The sequence below is a fragment of the Paenibacillus sp. CCS19 genome (genome assembly GCF_033239625.1).
Classification (GTDB): Bacteria; Bacillota; Bacilli; order Paenibacillales; family Paenibacillaceae; genus Paenibacillus_T.
The window spans coordinates 74,651-89,538 of record NZ_BTCK01000014.1; the positions used below are offsets into that span (position 1 = coordinate 74,651).

At 50.4% G+C, this 14,888-nt stretch carries 12 protein-coding genes; 6 read left to right on the plus strand and 6 right to left on the minus strand.

Features of this window, described 5'->3' with window-relative positions; translation table 11 throughout:
* Window positions 1-30 precede the first annotated feature (30 nt).
* Complete coding sequence (locus tag SBI19_RS12110) at window positions 31-1,212, plus strand: glycoside hydrolase family 130 protein (protein WP_317968399.1); 1,182 nt, start codon at window positions 31-33, stop codon at window positions 1,210-1,212.
* A gap of 528 nt (window positions 1,213-1,740) precedes the next feature.
* Here SBI19_RS12110 and SBI19_RS12115 read toward each other — a convergent pair.
* The 3 genes from SBI19_RS12115 to SBI19_RS12125 all read right to left on the minus strand — a co-directional run bounded on the left by SBI19_RS12115 (window position 1,741) and on the right by SBI19_RS12125 (window position 4,488).
* Window positions 1,741-3,027, minus strand: coding sequence for an ABC transporter substrate-binding protein (locus tag SBI19_RS12115; protein ID WP_317968401.1), 1,287 nt, complete (start codon window positions 3,025-3,027; stop codon window positions 1,741-1,743).
* A 377-nt stretch (window positions 3,028-3,404) separates the two neighbouring features.
* Window positions 3,405-4,196 (minus strand): arylamine N-acetyltransferase family protein, encoded by a 792-nt coding sequence (locus SBI19_RS12120; RefSeq protein WP_317968403.1) that lies wholly within the window; start codon window positions 4,194-4,196, stop codon window positions 3,405-3,407.
* The gene (locus SBI19_RS12125) at window positions 4,189-4,488 is read right to left on the minus strand and encodes a hypothetical protein (protein ID WP_317968405.1); all 300 of its coding nucleotides are present in this window, start codon (window positions 4,486-4,488) and stop codon (window positions 4,189-4,191) included. Before SBI19_RS12125 ends, SBI19_RS12120 begins: the two co-directional genes overlap by 8 nt.
* 140 nt (window positions 4,489-4,628) lie before the next feature.
* On the opposite strand from SBI19_RS12125, the gene SBI19_RS12130 reads away from it, so the two are divergent.
* The 5 genes from SBI19_RS12130 to SBI19_RS12150 all read left to right on the plus strand — a co-directional run bounded on the left by SBI19_RS12130 (window position 4,629) and on the right by SBI19_RS12150 (window position 9,323).
* Window positions 4,629-5,441 (plus strand): class I SAM-dependent methyltransferase, encoded by an 813-nt coding sequence (locus tag SBI19_RS12130; protein WP_317968407.1) that lies wholly within the window; start codon window positions 4,629-4,631, stop codon window positions 5,439-5,441.
* Window positions 5,442-6,065: 624 nt separating this feature from the next.
* The gene (locus SBI19_RS12135) at window positions 6,066-6,911 is read left to right on the plus strand and encodes a X2-like carbohydrate binding domain-containing protein (RefSeq protein WP_317968409.1); all 846 of its coding nucleotides are present in this window, start codon (window positions 6,066-6,068) and stop codon (window positions 6,909-6,911) included.
* A gap of 227 nt (window positions 6,912-7,138) precedes the next feature.
* Window positions 7,139-7,666 carry an RNA polymerase sigma factor gene (locus SBI19_RS12140; protein ID WP_317968493.1) on the plus strand — a complete coding sequence of 176 codons (528 nt, stop codon included), beginning with the start codon at window positions 7,139-7,141 and terminating at the stop codon, window positions 7,664-7,666.
* A complete protein-coding gene (locus tag SBI19_RS12145) occupies window positions 7,653-8,759 on the plus strand; it encodes a DUF4179 domain-containing protein (RefSeq protein ID WP_317968411.1) in 1,107 nt (368 codons plus the stop codon). Before SBI19_RS12140 ends, SBI19_RS12145 begins: the two co-directional genes overlap by 14 nt.
* Window positions 8,760-8,780: 21 nt before the next feature.
* Window positions 8,781-9,323, plus strand: coding sequence for a VanZ family protein (locus tag SBI19_RS12150; RefSeq protein ID WP_317968413.1), 543 nt, complete (start codon window positions 8,781-8,783; stop codon window positions 9,321-9,323).
* Between the two features lie 50 nt (window positions 9,324-9,373).
* Here the strand turns inward: SBI19_RS12150 and SBI19_RS12155 are convergent, their stop codons facing one another.
* The 3 genes from SBI19_RS12155 to SBI19_RS12165 form a co-directional block, all read right to left on the minus strand.
* A complete protein-coding gene (locus SBI19_RS12155) occupies window positions 9,374-9,607 on the minus strand; it encodes a MerR family transcriptional regulator (protein ID WP_317968415.1) in 234 nt (77 codons plus the stop codon).
* Between the two features lie 195 nt (window positions 9,608-9,802).
* Window positions 9,803-12,715, minus strand: a complete 2,913-nt coding sequence (locus SBI19_RS12160) for a glycoside hydrolase family 3 protein (protein ID WP_317968417.1) — start codon at window positions 12,713-12,715, stop codon at window positions 9,803-9,805.
* A gap of 498 nt (window positions 12,716-13,213) precedes the next feature.
* Window positions 13,214-14,728 (minus strand): glycoside hydrolase family 43 protein, encoded by a 1,515-nt coding sequence (locus tag SBI19_RS12165; protein WP_317968419.1) that lies wholly within the window; start codon window positions 14,726-14,728, stop codon window positions 13,214-13,216.
* Between the last annotated feature and the right edge of the window lie 160 nt (window positions 14,729-14,888).

The window sequence follows — 14,888 nt, forward strand, 5'->3', positions numbered from 1 at the left end:
CAAATTGAAGAAGAAATCGGAGGAACTACCATGAACGATACATTCCGCACCCGCAAACAACAGCTAACGGAACACTATGAACAGCTTATTGCCCGTCCGAACATGAAAGCACCGCTCGGCAACGGCATTTTCGACCGCTATGAGAATCCTGTACTAACAGCCGATCACGCGCCGCTTGTCTGGCGATACGACTTCAACCCGGAGACGAATCCCTACTTCATGGAACGCCTTGGCATTAACTGCGTCTTCAACCCTGGCGCCATCGCGCTGAACGGCAAGTTCTATCTCGTTGCCCGCGTCGAAGGCCATGACCGCAAATCATTCTTCGCTGTTGCGGAGAGCGACAACGGCATTGACGGCTTCCGCTTCTGGGACCGCCCTGTCGTGCTGCCGGAGACGGATGACCCAGACATTAACGTATATGACATGCGCCTCGTTCAGCACGAGGACGGCTGGATTTACGGCTTGTTCTGCACGGAGCGCAAGGACCCGCAGGCAGCGCCAGGCGACTTGTCCAGCGCAGTCGCGCAATGCGGCATCGTCCGTACGAAGGACCTCGCGGAATGGGAGCGTCTCGCTGACCTGAAGACGAGCTCCAATCAACAGCGCAACGTCGTGCTGCATCCGGAGTTTGTAGACGGCCAATACGCTTTCTACACGCGTCCGCAGGACGGCTTCATCGATACCGGATCAGGCGGCGGCATTGGCTGGGGACTGTCCCGCTCAATCGAGAACGCCGTAATTGAGAGCGAATCGATTATCGATCACCGCCACTATCACACGATCAAGGAAGTAAAGAACGGCCAAGGTCCCGCTCCAATCAAGACGGACAAAGGCTGGCTGCATATCGCACATGGCGTTCGCAACACGGCTGCCGGACTTCGTTATGTGCTCTACGTCTTCCTGTCTGAGCTGGATCGTCCGAATGTGGTAACGCATCGGCCTGGCGGTCACTTCATTGCCCCTGAAGGCATCGAACGCGTCGGCGACGTCTCGAACGTTGTATTCTGCAACGGCGTCATCGCGCAGGACAATGGCGACGTCTACATCTACTACGCTTCCTCCGATACGCGCTGCCATGTCGCTACGACGACGGTCGATCAACTGTTGGATTATGCCATGAACACGCCGGAAGACCCGCTTCGTTCGCACGCATGCGTACAGCAGCGGATCAGTTTGGTGGAGCGTAATCTGCAGTTGGCATCCAAGTAAACCAATAAGCTCGGCAAGGTTTGACCGCCGACGCGTGACCGAGCACCGCATCCCGTGTTGACGCCGCATACCGCGTTGTCAACGCACGCGGTGCACGAAGTCGTTACTGCTATGATCAACGATACACAAGCACGATCATTCATCTGGATAGATGCGATTAGGCGGCCTCTAGAAATGAATAAGCACTATCTCTAAAACGCACGTATGTGCGGCATAAGAACCGTACTCCTACTGCAAACCTGCAAAAATACAGGAAATTCAAAACACTTCCTTACTTGTTCGGCCAAGCCTGCTAAAGTGCAGGCATTTCAACAACAGCTATTCGATAACCGCCTATCATGCACCAACACCTGCACATTCGCAGGTTTTGAGCACTACAGATTCATTTTAGCTGAATAAAGATGTAGATTTGCACGCACTCCTGCAGATGCTCGTCTGGAACCGTCCTTCTAACAAAAAGAACCTCAAATTCCACTTCAGAGCGGAGCTTGAGGTTCTTTCATGCGTATATTTAGGCAGCTCAGGCCATCATTTGATGATCTGCTTCCGAGCTTCCTGCCATCTCGCATTATACTGCTCGAAGGTCTGCTGCAGGTTCTCGGACGCGATCCATTCCTGAATGTATTCCCCCGACCAGAGCGTCACCTTCGCTTTCTCGGCGATTTGGAGTATCTGATCGCTTGGCGGTACATTCTCCACGAAGATCGGCTTGTAGGAGAGGAACTGCTCCTGCTGCGGCGATACGGACAACTGCTCATTGATTCGGACGGACAAGAATCCTTCGTCCTCCACGTATCCGGACTGCTTCACGAAGTAATCGACCCATTCCTTCGCCAGCTCTTTGTGCGTGCTGAACTTGCTGACACCGACGAACCAGTCAGGCACGAGCGGAGCAAATCGTTTCTCCCCATCGTCATACGGGAAAGGGAAGTAACCGATATCGTCCGAGCTAGCGCCAGCTTCGATCACCTGTTTGATGACCCAGTTTCCGTTAATCGACATGGCCGCTTCGCCATCGGCAAGCTTCTTCTTCGACAGCTCCCACTGGTTGTTGAACAACCCTTGCTCTGTATAGCCGCCGTCTATAAGCGTCTTCACGATCTGCATCGACTGCCCCCACGGGTTGCTCAGGTCCCAAGGCTTGTCCGAATTCGCCATCTTGTTCAAGTACTCGGGATCGCCCGTCATGTAGCTGACGAACTCTTCTCCCCATATTTTGAGCGGCCATTGGGCACCATAATTGAGATATACCGGGGTAATGCCCGTCTGCTTCAGCTTCTTGCACGCCTCATAGAACTCCGCCAGCGTAACTGGCGGTGTTTCGATGCCCGCTTTCGCGAAAGCTTTCTTATTGTATACGACGCCTACCGTTGAAGCGCCTGACGCTATGCCATAACGCACGCCATCGTATGCCTTATAATCCGCGAATCGAATGGAATCGAACATCTCGTTCGGCATCGGTTCGAAGTACCGCGGGAAATCCTGTGCCAGCATATTAGCCGGCAGCAGCAGCACATCCCCCATATTCTGTGTGGACAGATGCACCATAATATCCGCCGTATAATTGCTGAAGCCTTGGAACTCCACCTTAAGCCCCGGATGCTTCTGCTCGAATGGTTCTGCATACTTGAGCATTCTCCCATTCTCGATCAGATCCACCCGATTCGTCAGCACGGTAAGTGTGCTGCTTGTTGCCGCTTGCGTGTTGCCCTTACCCGCCGAGTTCTCATCCTCTGCTTGCTTGCCCGAACAGCCCGCCAATGTCCAAGATGCAGCGAGCGCTGCGACTAACATAAGCCCAATTGTCTTTCGCATAACCCGCCTCCTTCAGCATCACGAGCGATAACGCGCCGATATGTTAAGCTTTCCCGATTCTGCTAATAAATCCTTACCGCACTTGACCGAACATTCCATGAAAACGTTTTACTGCTATGCTAAGAATACCACATGTCGCAAGGCTAACGGAATAACAGTTTAGGAAATAAAAACATTATACGAATAACAAAAATAACATTTATTACCTGATATATACAAGTATAAAGAAAAGGGCATATCAACATGGAATGCTGAGATGTACGCATGTTGTTCGACTCTTCGTATCAAACCCTTCATGTTATAAGCAAAGAGACGTCCTCTCCAATGAGAGGACGCCTTGTGCTTATCCTCATATCGCGCTGCGATGCACCCTGTCATTAACCTTTCCAGTCAAAATGCGTCCTCAGTAACTCTTTAAACATCGCCTCATCATTAATTTCTTGCTTGTGTTCGATGCCATCTATCCACTGCGTAAAGGAAGAATTCGTTAAAGTGATGTTGCCTTGATCTGTACGTTTAGTCAGTAAAGGCTTCTTGTTAAACCGGGACTGCGGGTGGTGAACGATTATATTCTGTACGTCATCTAATTCCGACAAGTCCTTTATCCCCCTGGTTGAATCGAACGCATAGCCTATCTTCCAATCATCATGCTTATGCTTCAATTTCATATACAACAGGCAATCGCCGTGCTCGCCGTTTACTCTTTCTACTCGGAATTCGCCATTGTCTGATACAACGACTTCCCCGTTCAAAGGAACCGGTTTTAAAGGGAGGTTGCCTCCAAATCCAGAGTCAACTAGATACGGTTGCCCATTGTGTTCAATTAGATTGATGATATGCGTTCTTCCGCCAGCGCTCCATTGACTCTCATTATGGTCATAGGTAATGCCTCGAACCATCGTTGTATGAAATCCACTCTCGCATAGAAAATAATAAAGGACCGTATTCAATTCATAACACAAGCCTCCCTCTTTACGAAGAATCATTTTGTCAAATAGATTGTCCATGGTGATCGCAGCATTGCGATTCTCCATAATGCTCAGATTTTCAAAAGGAATCTCTTTAGCCATCTGGATTAAGACATCTTCTAAATGCTCAAACGCAATGGTCTCATTATCTGGAAGACCTAGTCTTTGACGAAGTATGGGATGAATGATGCTCTTAGCCATTAATTTCTCTCCAATTTCGATGGACTTCGCGTGCACATGCAGCCAGTTTCTTAATGTCCTCCAGCTCCATGTTCTCCATGCCGAATTCTTCGGCTACCTGCACGAATTCGTCCCAATCCTTGTTCTCTTCAATGAATTCGATCTCTTGAATCAGCTTCGAGAACGCTTCTCTTCCTTCGATTTCGATATATAAATTCGACAATGCCGTAAACCCGGCCTCATTCAGTTCTTGATTCGTTGTACTCAGGCTGAAAATAAAATGCTCGAAATAATTTTCCGGGTATTTGTCCATGTTAACACGCTCCGATCTAGGATACTTACGCTATCTTCACAGGATGCATGATTCTAGTAGATTTGTACATCGTTAACCGTTATATTATTTGAGAGTTAATTGTTTGGACCCATATTATTCCTATTCGGAGAGGTGTCTGTATGGCTAACAATTCGGTTTATCGGACAAACATTGTAGGCGGTCGCGAGGTTGGCGTTGCCGTCACGGTTGACATGGATAAGAATGATATCCATCAAACAAACAGTTTATTCTGGGACACCAAGGGAAATGAAGTTCTAGGAGCAACCGCTCTTCCTTTGTACGGGGCATTCGTCTCCGAAGAAAAGTGCCAGCTATTTGGCGACGTTACAGGAAAAAAGCTGCTGGAGATCGGCTGCGGCAGCGGCGAGTCTTTGCGATATCAGGGGGAGCGCAACGCAGGCGAACTGTGGGGGATGGATCTATCGCCAAACCAAATCGAGAAAACCAAGCAGCTTTTGGCGGCGCATGGTCTTTCGGCGAATTTGGTCTGTGCTCCTATGGAAGAGCAATGCGGCATACCCGAATTTTATTTTGACTTTGTTTATTCCGTCTATGCCATCGGCTGGACGACCGACCTTGAGGGAACTTTCCGCCGGATTGCTTCTTACCTCAAGAAAGATGGATCATTTATATTCAGCTGGTCTCACCCGATACACAAATGCGTTGTTGCTGAGAATGATAAGCTTGTGTTCAAGAAGAATTACTTCGATGAATCTTGGTATTCGGTATCGCTTGGCGATAGCACGTTATCCTTATCGGACCGCAAACTATCCACCTATGTGAATGCACTCTCCAAGGCAGGATTCGTCATTGAGCAGATGATCGAGGAGTCGGATGATGACATCATACAGTCTTGGAACGCTGACAACGAATTTGCCAACAAAGCCAGGATGCTTCCTGTGACTTTTGTGATTAAGGCGAGGAAGCTGTAGTCAATGAATAACAATAGGGGAACCCCTTACTGCTTCCACAGCTTACAAGGTTCCCTTTTTTTTATCCTACATACGGATCAATCATGTACCGTGCACTCCGTTACCGTCTATGACCATTATTCGATCGAACAACCTCACCACGAGCTTCAATGCTCTCATGTCGCGGATCGCCTTCATTGAAACCCTCTCTTGTTATCTTTACTCTCGTTATCTTTACTCTCGTTATCTTTACTCTCGTTACTTCTGCCCTTGTGTCCACAATTCCTGTGACAGCTTCCACAAATTCATCCAAATGCGTTTCTTCTCATCACCTATGCGAAGCTCCTCCACCAGTCACTGATATCCTGCCCCTATAATGCTAGTTTATGACGTAATCCTTAAGGTTTCGCGTCAACCCTCCCGTTACAAACAAATATGAAAGCGGATTCACAACCAATCAGAGGAGGTCTTATGTTATATGAGTCAATCAAGGCCGAAGAAGGTTTTATCGCCTTAACACCAACATCGAGAGAACAATTAATTGGTTCGTCAATCCGAATCCGCAGGATTCCAATCTGATCTTGACGGTTCACAACTACGATCCGTGGAACTTCGTATCTCGCTACTGGGGAACGACAGATTGGAATGACCGCGGCTATTTTCGACAAGCTGTTCGGACAGCTTGATGCGTTCTCCAAGCAGATCGGGATGCCCGTCGTTATCGGCGAATACGGCACATTGGCAATAGGTACCGTCGAGAAGCACGCGAAGTGGATTTATACCGACAGCTTCGTCCGCGCAGCGCACAAGTACGACATTGCGACGATGGTGTGGGATATTGGCTTCGACCAACTCGATCGAACAAATGATGTATTACTCGATCCCATCAATACCGATATTCTCATTAACGCAAGCAAAGACATCGCCGATTCCTTCGTTAGCCAAGACTCCCTCTACTTGGAGGACGGCAAGGAACTCAACGATCAAACAGTCAGCTTGGAGCTGAACGGCAATAAGCTGATCAGCATCTATGACGGCACGAAGAAGCTGAAACAAGGCAAGGATTACACCGTAAGCGGTTCGAATCTGACGATTACGAAGGGATACCTTTCCTCTCTCACGCAAGATCTTGGCGTAGGGGCGCACCTTCGGTTTAGATTCAACCATGGCGCCGATCAAACGCTCGACCTGATCAACTATAAGAAGCCGGTCATCGCGACAGTCGAATACACGATTCACAAAGGCGCCGTTAACGAAGACTTGGCATTCCGACTACGTTCAACGACGAACTGGATGCCGAATACGCCGACAGGCGGTCTTCGCGGCGGGATCAACTTCAATGATGACTTCAAATCGGACAGCAATAATATTTACCTGACCAAAGATATTCTTAACAAACTGGACGATGATACCTTGTTCTCGTTCAAATTCTGGCCACGCGATCAAGAAGTCAGCGTCGATGTGATCGTGCATGCTGAGCACAGTAGTTAGAAGTTACGCAGGTTGAGCAGAGTATCCCCTCTGCTCAGCCTTTTTGTCATGCCTACACTATAGAAATCCGCTCTCTACCGCTTCTTTCAACCCGTCTTGGAAGTTGTATGAATACTAAGCAAAAGAGATTAAAATTAAATCAACAAAAAAAATGTGACCATTCGTTAGCCTACGCGGTCTAACTACTATACAGACAAATAACGCAGGAAGGAGAACGCGAAGTGGAAATGACTAAACTAATAGAAAAAGCCGCAGTTGGTGACGCTGAAGCTTTTATCGAGCTGATTCGGCAACTAGAGAGCTCGCTGCATTTCATGGCTAAGTCCATCTTGTCCAAAGACGAGGATGTCGCAGATGCGCTGCAGGAAACCATTCTCAAGGCTTTTAAGGCTATCCCCTCTTTGCGGGAGCCTAAGTATTTTAAAACCTGGATATTCCGCATTCTGATCAACGAATGTCATAACCTAATTGCCAAACGCTCGAATTCCGTTGCCTATGCGGAGGTACCTCCGATTCCGTCAAGCTCCGATGACTATGAGAAGGTGGATCTGAGAGAGGCTGTGGACCGATTGGATGAACCGCAGCGCATCGTCGTTATTCTGCATTACCTTGAAGATCTGCCGCTACGCCAGGTAGCTAAAGTGCTTGATATTTCGGAAAGTGCCGTCAAGATGCGTCTCTCTCGAGCACGCGATACGCTGTACCAAGCATTGACCAGCAGACAGGAAAGGAAGATGAACTATGGCAGCATTTGAACTGGAGAAAGAATTCGACAAACTTGATACGAGCAATATGGTGATGTCTCCCCTCGTCCGGTCCCGTCTCGACGAAACCTATGCACTCCTGTCTCAGCAGGCGCAACAGACACCGCGCATCAACAGAAGGAAGCCTTCGAAGCTTCGCCGCCTTGCACTCACAACGGCAGCGGCGGGCATACTCGCAGCAGGCTTGTTCGCCACTGCCGCTGTTTCTCCAGCGATGGCGAGTTCGCTTAAGAATATTCCCGTTATCGGCAGCATTTTCAGCAAGATTCATGGCGACATCGGACTTCGCATAGCCGGCGAGCTTGGTCTTACTTCAACCGTAAACCGTACCGTTTCTTACGAGGACGTGAGTCTTCAAGTAACGGAAACGATATATGACGGCACTAGGGCCGCTTTTGTACTGAACGTAACGGCGCCGAACCTGGATAGCGGAACGTACAACAACGGGAACAAGAAGATGCGACTGGATCAGGCGATTGACAATATCTTCGTAACGATCGACGGCAAGAAGCAGAACGGCAATATCTACTACGGAAGTGTCGGTGAAGACTACCCGAATACGCTCGTCTTTGAATTAATCGCCGATCCGACAACTGCACCTGATTCCTTCAACGCGTCAGCTGCGATCACGCTTGACGGCATTGACCATGAATTTACGGTCGATATCCCATTCAAGAAAACAACAGATAAGACAATCCAGCTCAGTCCCAATACCCTTACTGCTAGCAAAGACCTTAGCTTCTCTGTCTCCAAGGTATCCGTAACGCCGATTACGACACGCCTGACGACTTCCATCGCCCTCACGGATGCGGTCACATTAACGTATAAACAAGAGCGCCGTCTCATCGGAATTGGGGTAGCTGCGTTTGACGATCAAGGCCGCCGTCTGCCCGCTCTGAATGGAGAAGGCATTATTGAAGGCAACCGCCTTCTATTCGATCGCCGCTTTGCTTCGCAGCCAGGAACGAGCAAGTATATCACTGTGAAACCTTTTGTTATCCGAGACAGCTTCAATGAGGACGTCCAAGAGGACCAATTCCTACAGGGTCTGGAAACGCGAATCGAGCTTCCTGCTGCCAACTAATAAGAAAAGAGAGGTTTCGTTGTGAATATTCAATTTACGATTCCTTCTTGGTACGTGTTGATTCCGCCGTTCCTTGTCCTATTCACGTATTATGGAATCAAGACTTTCGCTAGACGAATATACGCCGTGCCGCAGTTTGTATTGATACTCTCGTTTATCGTGTACAGCCTTGCGGTCATTCATCTCGTATTCTTCCCGATCGACGTGAATATCGGGCAATACGCCAATCAGACGCCATGGTATAAGACCATCAACTTCATCCCGATCTTGACGATCGACATCAAGACTTTCGTCCTCAACATCGTGATGTTGATCCCGCTGGGCATATACCTGCCGCTATTGAAGTCCAAATTCAACAGCGCCGCATCTGTCGCATGGCTTACCCTTTGCATAAGTCTTTCGCTCGAAGCTTTGCAGATGATCATTCGGATTGCGCTGGGCAGCGGCAGAAGCACCGATATCAACGATCTTATCGCCAATGCGATTGGCGGGGCGGTTGGTTTTTTGGCCTACAAGATACTCATTAAGGCGAAACCCATCCGTCAGCTATCATTAAGTAAATGAGTAAAACCCCGACCTCTTGCGGTCGGGGTTTTAACGTTGGCGTATCTATTCTAACCGACCCTATTCGCTACAATTTGGTCGATCTCGCTTTTCAGCAGCAGATATCGATGAACATTTCTCATGATCGGGACTTTCGTTAAGTTGTTTTTGTCCACGTATGCTTTCATCTGGTCCTTGGAGAGACCAAGCAGCTTGCCTGCCTCCGCGACGGTGAATACAGCCACGTTGCTCGTTGCGTTAAAATCTCGTTTCAACTTCTGGTTCCAGTCTTCGAATACGACCATAATTGGTATCCTTTCTTATTCATAATCGATCGGACAATTCCTTTATTATACCATGACTTGAAGCTAACACGGGTATTTGATAGAAGGTAATTTTTATAACAATTTGCAAAATATAAAGGGCTGTCCCACTAAGTCATCCGACGATAACTTGCGGAACAGCCCTTCTTCGTTCGTGTTAGATCATACTACTCGTAATTAAACTATCACTCGGAACCAGCTAACGGCAACCGGTCCTTGCAGCGTCAAGTATACATTGCGGCGTCCGGCTGCTTCCTTCAAGCCGAACGAGAAGCTCCGCCATTCGTGGCGGCCTGCTGCCGAGATTGCGACTTTGCCAGCAATCGGTCCGTCCGGTCCATCGAGACGCACTTCGATCACGGCATCCGCCGTGCTGGATGCTCGCAGCTCGATAGATGTAACGCCATTGCCGAGCTCAACATCTTGGAAAGCGATCCAGCCTGCAGCTTCGCTCACGATAACGGCGCTGCCGCCTTCGCGGCATTCGTCGAGAATGACGCCTTCATACGTATCGTAATTCGTTGCTCGCGTTACCTGTCTCAGATCGCGCGGCGGAATCACTTCACCAGCAACGGCAACGCGGCCTTCCAGACGGATATCTTGGGAGGACGAGCCGATCAGCAGCGCGTACTCTCCGCTTTCCACGCAGAAACGGTCGCGCGTAACGTCCCAGAACGCGAGCGATTGAAGCGGCACATGGAACTTCACTTCCGTTGTCTCGCCCGGTGCCAGCGCAATACGCTTGAAGTCCTCAAGCTGCGCAAGCGCACGTTTGACGCGGGACTCGCCTGCACGCAGGTACAGCTGTACGACTTCTTCGCCCGCAAGCTCACTCGTGTTCGTTACGCGGAAGGATACTTCCACATGTTCGTCGACGCCGAGCGCTACACGATCCGCTGCCAGCTGAAGCCCTTCATAACGGAAGCTGCTGTAGGACAACCCGTGTCCGAATGGATACAGCGCTTCGCCCTCGAAGTATTGGTACGTACGGCCGCCTTTAATAATGTCGTAGTCCATGAATGGAGGCAGCTGGTCAACCGACTTGTACCACGTCATGTTGACGCGGCCCGCCGGATTGACGTCGCCGAACAGCACATCCGCAACCGCTTGACCAAGCTCTTGTCCCGCATGCGACGTGTACACAATGGCCGGCACTTTGTCCTGCAGCGAGTTCAGTGCGAACGGATAGCTGCCGACAACGACCACGATCGTATTCGGATTCGCTTCCAGCACTTCCAGCACGAGCTTCTCTTGCGAAGCCGCCAGCGTGATGTCAGGGCGGTCAACCGTTTCTTTGCCGTTGATCAGCGGGTGATTGCCGACGAATACGATAGCCGTATCGGCACCGCGTGCTGCTTCCACCGCAGCTTCTACGCCGCGCGTCGCATATTCGAACGCGAACGATTCAGCAGGCGTTGCAACAGCGCCAAGGTCGATCTCCGACGCGCCGCCAACGTTAATTTCATTGGCGCTTTCGGCTGCGCTGCCGTCGCCGACGAGCAATTCGCCCGTCTTACGATCAACCGTTACCGGCATGCCATTCCACGTCGAAAACGTTACCGAAGAAGGATCTGATGAATCTTCATTTACTTGGAATACTTCCTTCGTGAACCATTCCCAGATGCGATTCGCCGATGCATGCACCGATTTGTCGTCAGTCGTCAGATAACGGCCATTGCGTTCCGCGATCAGCGTATGATTGCTCCAACCCCAATCCGTCGCTTCGAATACGTCAGCTTCTTCTGCCGATTGAGCGTTAGCCGCAAGCGTCGCCTTCTCGTCTTCCCCAAGGCGAACATATTGTCCGCTGCGCACCGATTTCAGACGAATGCGATCCGTACCGCGAGTGAATGCCGTCTCTGCTCCTTTGCCGGCCGCTTCAAGCTTCTTACGGATGCCATCAAGCGGATTCACAGCGTATGGCAGCGTACCGCTGTACCAGTCGCTATAGACGATATCAGCCAGTGGTCCGATTACCGCAACCTTACTCAGCTTGTCTGCTTGCAGCGGCAGCAGCCCGTCGTTCTTGAGCAGCACCATCGCCTTCTGCGTTGCTTCCAGCGCCAGCTTCGCATGCTCCGGCTTCAGAATCTCCGACTCATCAAGCGAAGCATACGGATTACGATCAGCTGGGTCAAACTCGCCGAGACGGAAGCGAACGCGGAACGTGTTCCGCAGCGCGATATCGAGATCGTTCTCGGTCAAAAGCCCTTCCTCGATCGCCGAACGAATCGCTTCGATTACGACTTTAGCTTCATCCGTAATGCTGTCGATGCCGCCCTCGCGGATCGAACGTGCCACCGATTCCGGGAGCGAGTCAAGATAATGATGATCCCGAACCGTGCCCGTTACGTCGAACGCGTCACTGACGACGAAGCCGTTCATGCCCCATTCTTGCTTAACGATATCGATAACTTCACGACTAAGGTTCGCCGGTACGCCGTTGATCGCATTGTACGCGGTCATCATCGATTGGGCGCCGCCTTCTTTGAACGGAATTTCGAACGCCTTCAGATAGTACTCGCGCATATTGCGCGGATCGAGGCTGACGGAGGCATCGCCCCGCCCCACTTCATTGTTGTTCCCGATAAAATGCTTCAGCGTCGCGACTGCTTTCAAGTAGAAAGGATGGTCGCCTTGAATGCCTTGCGACAATGCAGCCGTCAGCTTGCCTGCAAGTACAGGATCCTCGCCATACGCCTCTTCGGTGCGGCCCCAACGCGGGTCACGCTCCATGTCGACCGTCGGCGCCCACAAGGTCAAGCCGTTGTGCGTCGGATTTTTCTTATAAAATCCTCTCGCCTCGTCGCCGATCGCGCTGCCGATCCGCTTCATCAAATCCTTGTCCCACGTGCAGGCCAGACCAATTGGCTGCGGGTAGGTCGTCGCTTCTCCCAGCCATGCCATGCCGTGAGCTGCTTCCGTGCCATGCTTGTACGCTTGTACATTCAGCCGTTCAATCGCGATCATGTACTGCGGCATCAGGCCGATTTTCTCTTCCAGCGTGAAGCGGCTGATCAGATCGTTGACGCGATCTTCAAGCGGCAGATCCGGGTTCAGGTACGGGTGGTTCTTCGTTTCCGTTGCCATTGTATCACTCCAATGAATAATGTAATTACGAGTCGGCTAGACTTGCTGCAATGCACACAAACAATTGCAGCAAGTCTATCTTGGTGCTATAGAGGTTGTTCAAAAAGTCCGCTTGTGATCACGAAGTGAGTCAGGAAGTGTATTCGACGTCGAAGCTTGCGTTCACCTTCGGAGTCCGGAGGTTATGCTTCCGATGTAGGTTTCCGCTGGAAACCTTGTACATGTAGGTTTTGCCTACACTCCGTTCCTCCTGAAGTTATTTGCGATACTTCAAGTGTTACTACCTGCGAGCAAATAACCGCTTCGTAAGCATTAGCTATTCAGGTTCTCGCAATCTTCTCGGTGCTGACAACCCGACTTTTTGAACTCGCACTGTCAGATTAAGAATACTGAAACTCTTGTTCGTAGTATACATAAAATTTAAACATCAATACCACCATCAGTATGGGAGCCGTTTTCCTATAATAATTAGAACATTGCTGGAATACATTAGGCCAATTACTCCTTCACAGCATATTGGAACCAATCAAAATGCGCTGGAGAAGTTGACGGTCTGCCATTGCCAGTCGCATACATCGCAATGAATACACCTGTAAATCCTCCTGCGACCTCTGTCGATAGAAGCCCGCATTCGCCCTTCCCGAACGTATACGGTTCTATACCCGGTTCAGAGAATCCGAACACATAGTGAGTATGGCTCGCTTGCATATGTAGAACAACGGTCTCAGCATTCCATGGCATTTCATTCTCAACCTTCCACAGTGTGCCCAGCCTTCTGCGGAAGACAAGCTTGCGCTCGCCAGCGATTCGTGTCACTGCGATTTCATAATGAAAATTCTCATTCATAAACACGGTAAGTCCCGCTTCTTCACCGTCCTGCTGAGGCGCGAACGTTAAGTGAGCCGCAATATGACATGCAAAATGCTGTTGTCTTCTGCCGATGAACGCAAGGGAGCCTGCATCATTCAGCGATAATTCAGTGCCGCGTAACGTCAAGCTGCCGCTCTTCTCCGCGAGCGACCAATGACTCGGATTCGGAGAACGAAGGAATGTCCAATGCGGCGCAAGCGCTGCCTCGTTGAAATCATCTTTAACCGCCGCTTCAGACTTATTCGGCATCGGCAGATTGCGTACTGGCAGATCACCGCTTAACTTCCCGTTATCGCCGATAATCGGCCATCCATCCTCCGTCCATGTAACCGGTGCAAGGAAGGTCTCTCTGCCCAGATGATGATGCCGCGGATAACCGATTGGACGAATGCCCAGGAACACGGCCCACCAGCTGCCATCCGGCGATTGAACCAAGTCTGCGTGCCCCGTCGCTTGTACATCATGCTGCAAGCTTCGATGCGACAGAATCGGATTGTAGGGACAGCTCTCGAACGGACCTTCCGGACTGCTGCTTCTAGCTATCGTAACCATGTGGCCATATTCCGTTCCGCCCTCGGACAACATGAGGTAATACCAGTCGCCGGCGCGATACAGATGCGGCGCTTCCGGATATTGACCGCCGGTTCCCTTCCATATCAGCTTGACGTCCGACAGACGTTCTCCCGTTCGCGCATCGATTCGGCTCTGGTAAGCTCCTTGTCCGAATCGGTCGTGAGAGGTTGTATAATAAACCGTTCCATCCTCGTCAAAGAAGAGATCGGGGTCGATGCCTGGCTGATCCACATAAATCGGATCGGACCATGCCCCGCGAGGGTCTTCCGTGTACACATAGAAGTTGCCGCGCCCCGAAACATTGGTAGTGGTCATATAGAACACCCCGTCATGATAACGGATCGTCGGCGCATAGATACCGCCTGATCGGCCCGCTGTGCTCAGATCGAGCTGCTCCGCCCGCGTCAAGACATGGCCGATTTGCTGCCAGTTTACCAGATCGGTACTATGAAATAACGGGACGCCTGGATAATACTCGAATGAACTGGTTACGAGATAGTAGTCTTGTTCGACTCGACAGATGCTAGGGTCGGGATGAAATCCGCTGATGACGGGATTGCTATAATTCATGACAAGTTCTCCTCTATTACGAATTCTGATCGTATTCAAAATGAAAAAGTCGCGGCGATGCTGCCAAGAGCGGCATCGCCACAACTTTATTCTAGCTGTCGTCCGCCTAGCGGCACTATCTTTCTACCACCAAACAGGCTCTGTTCCTTACTGGCCGTTC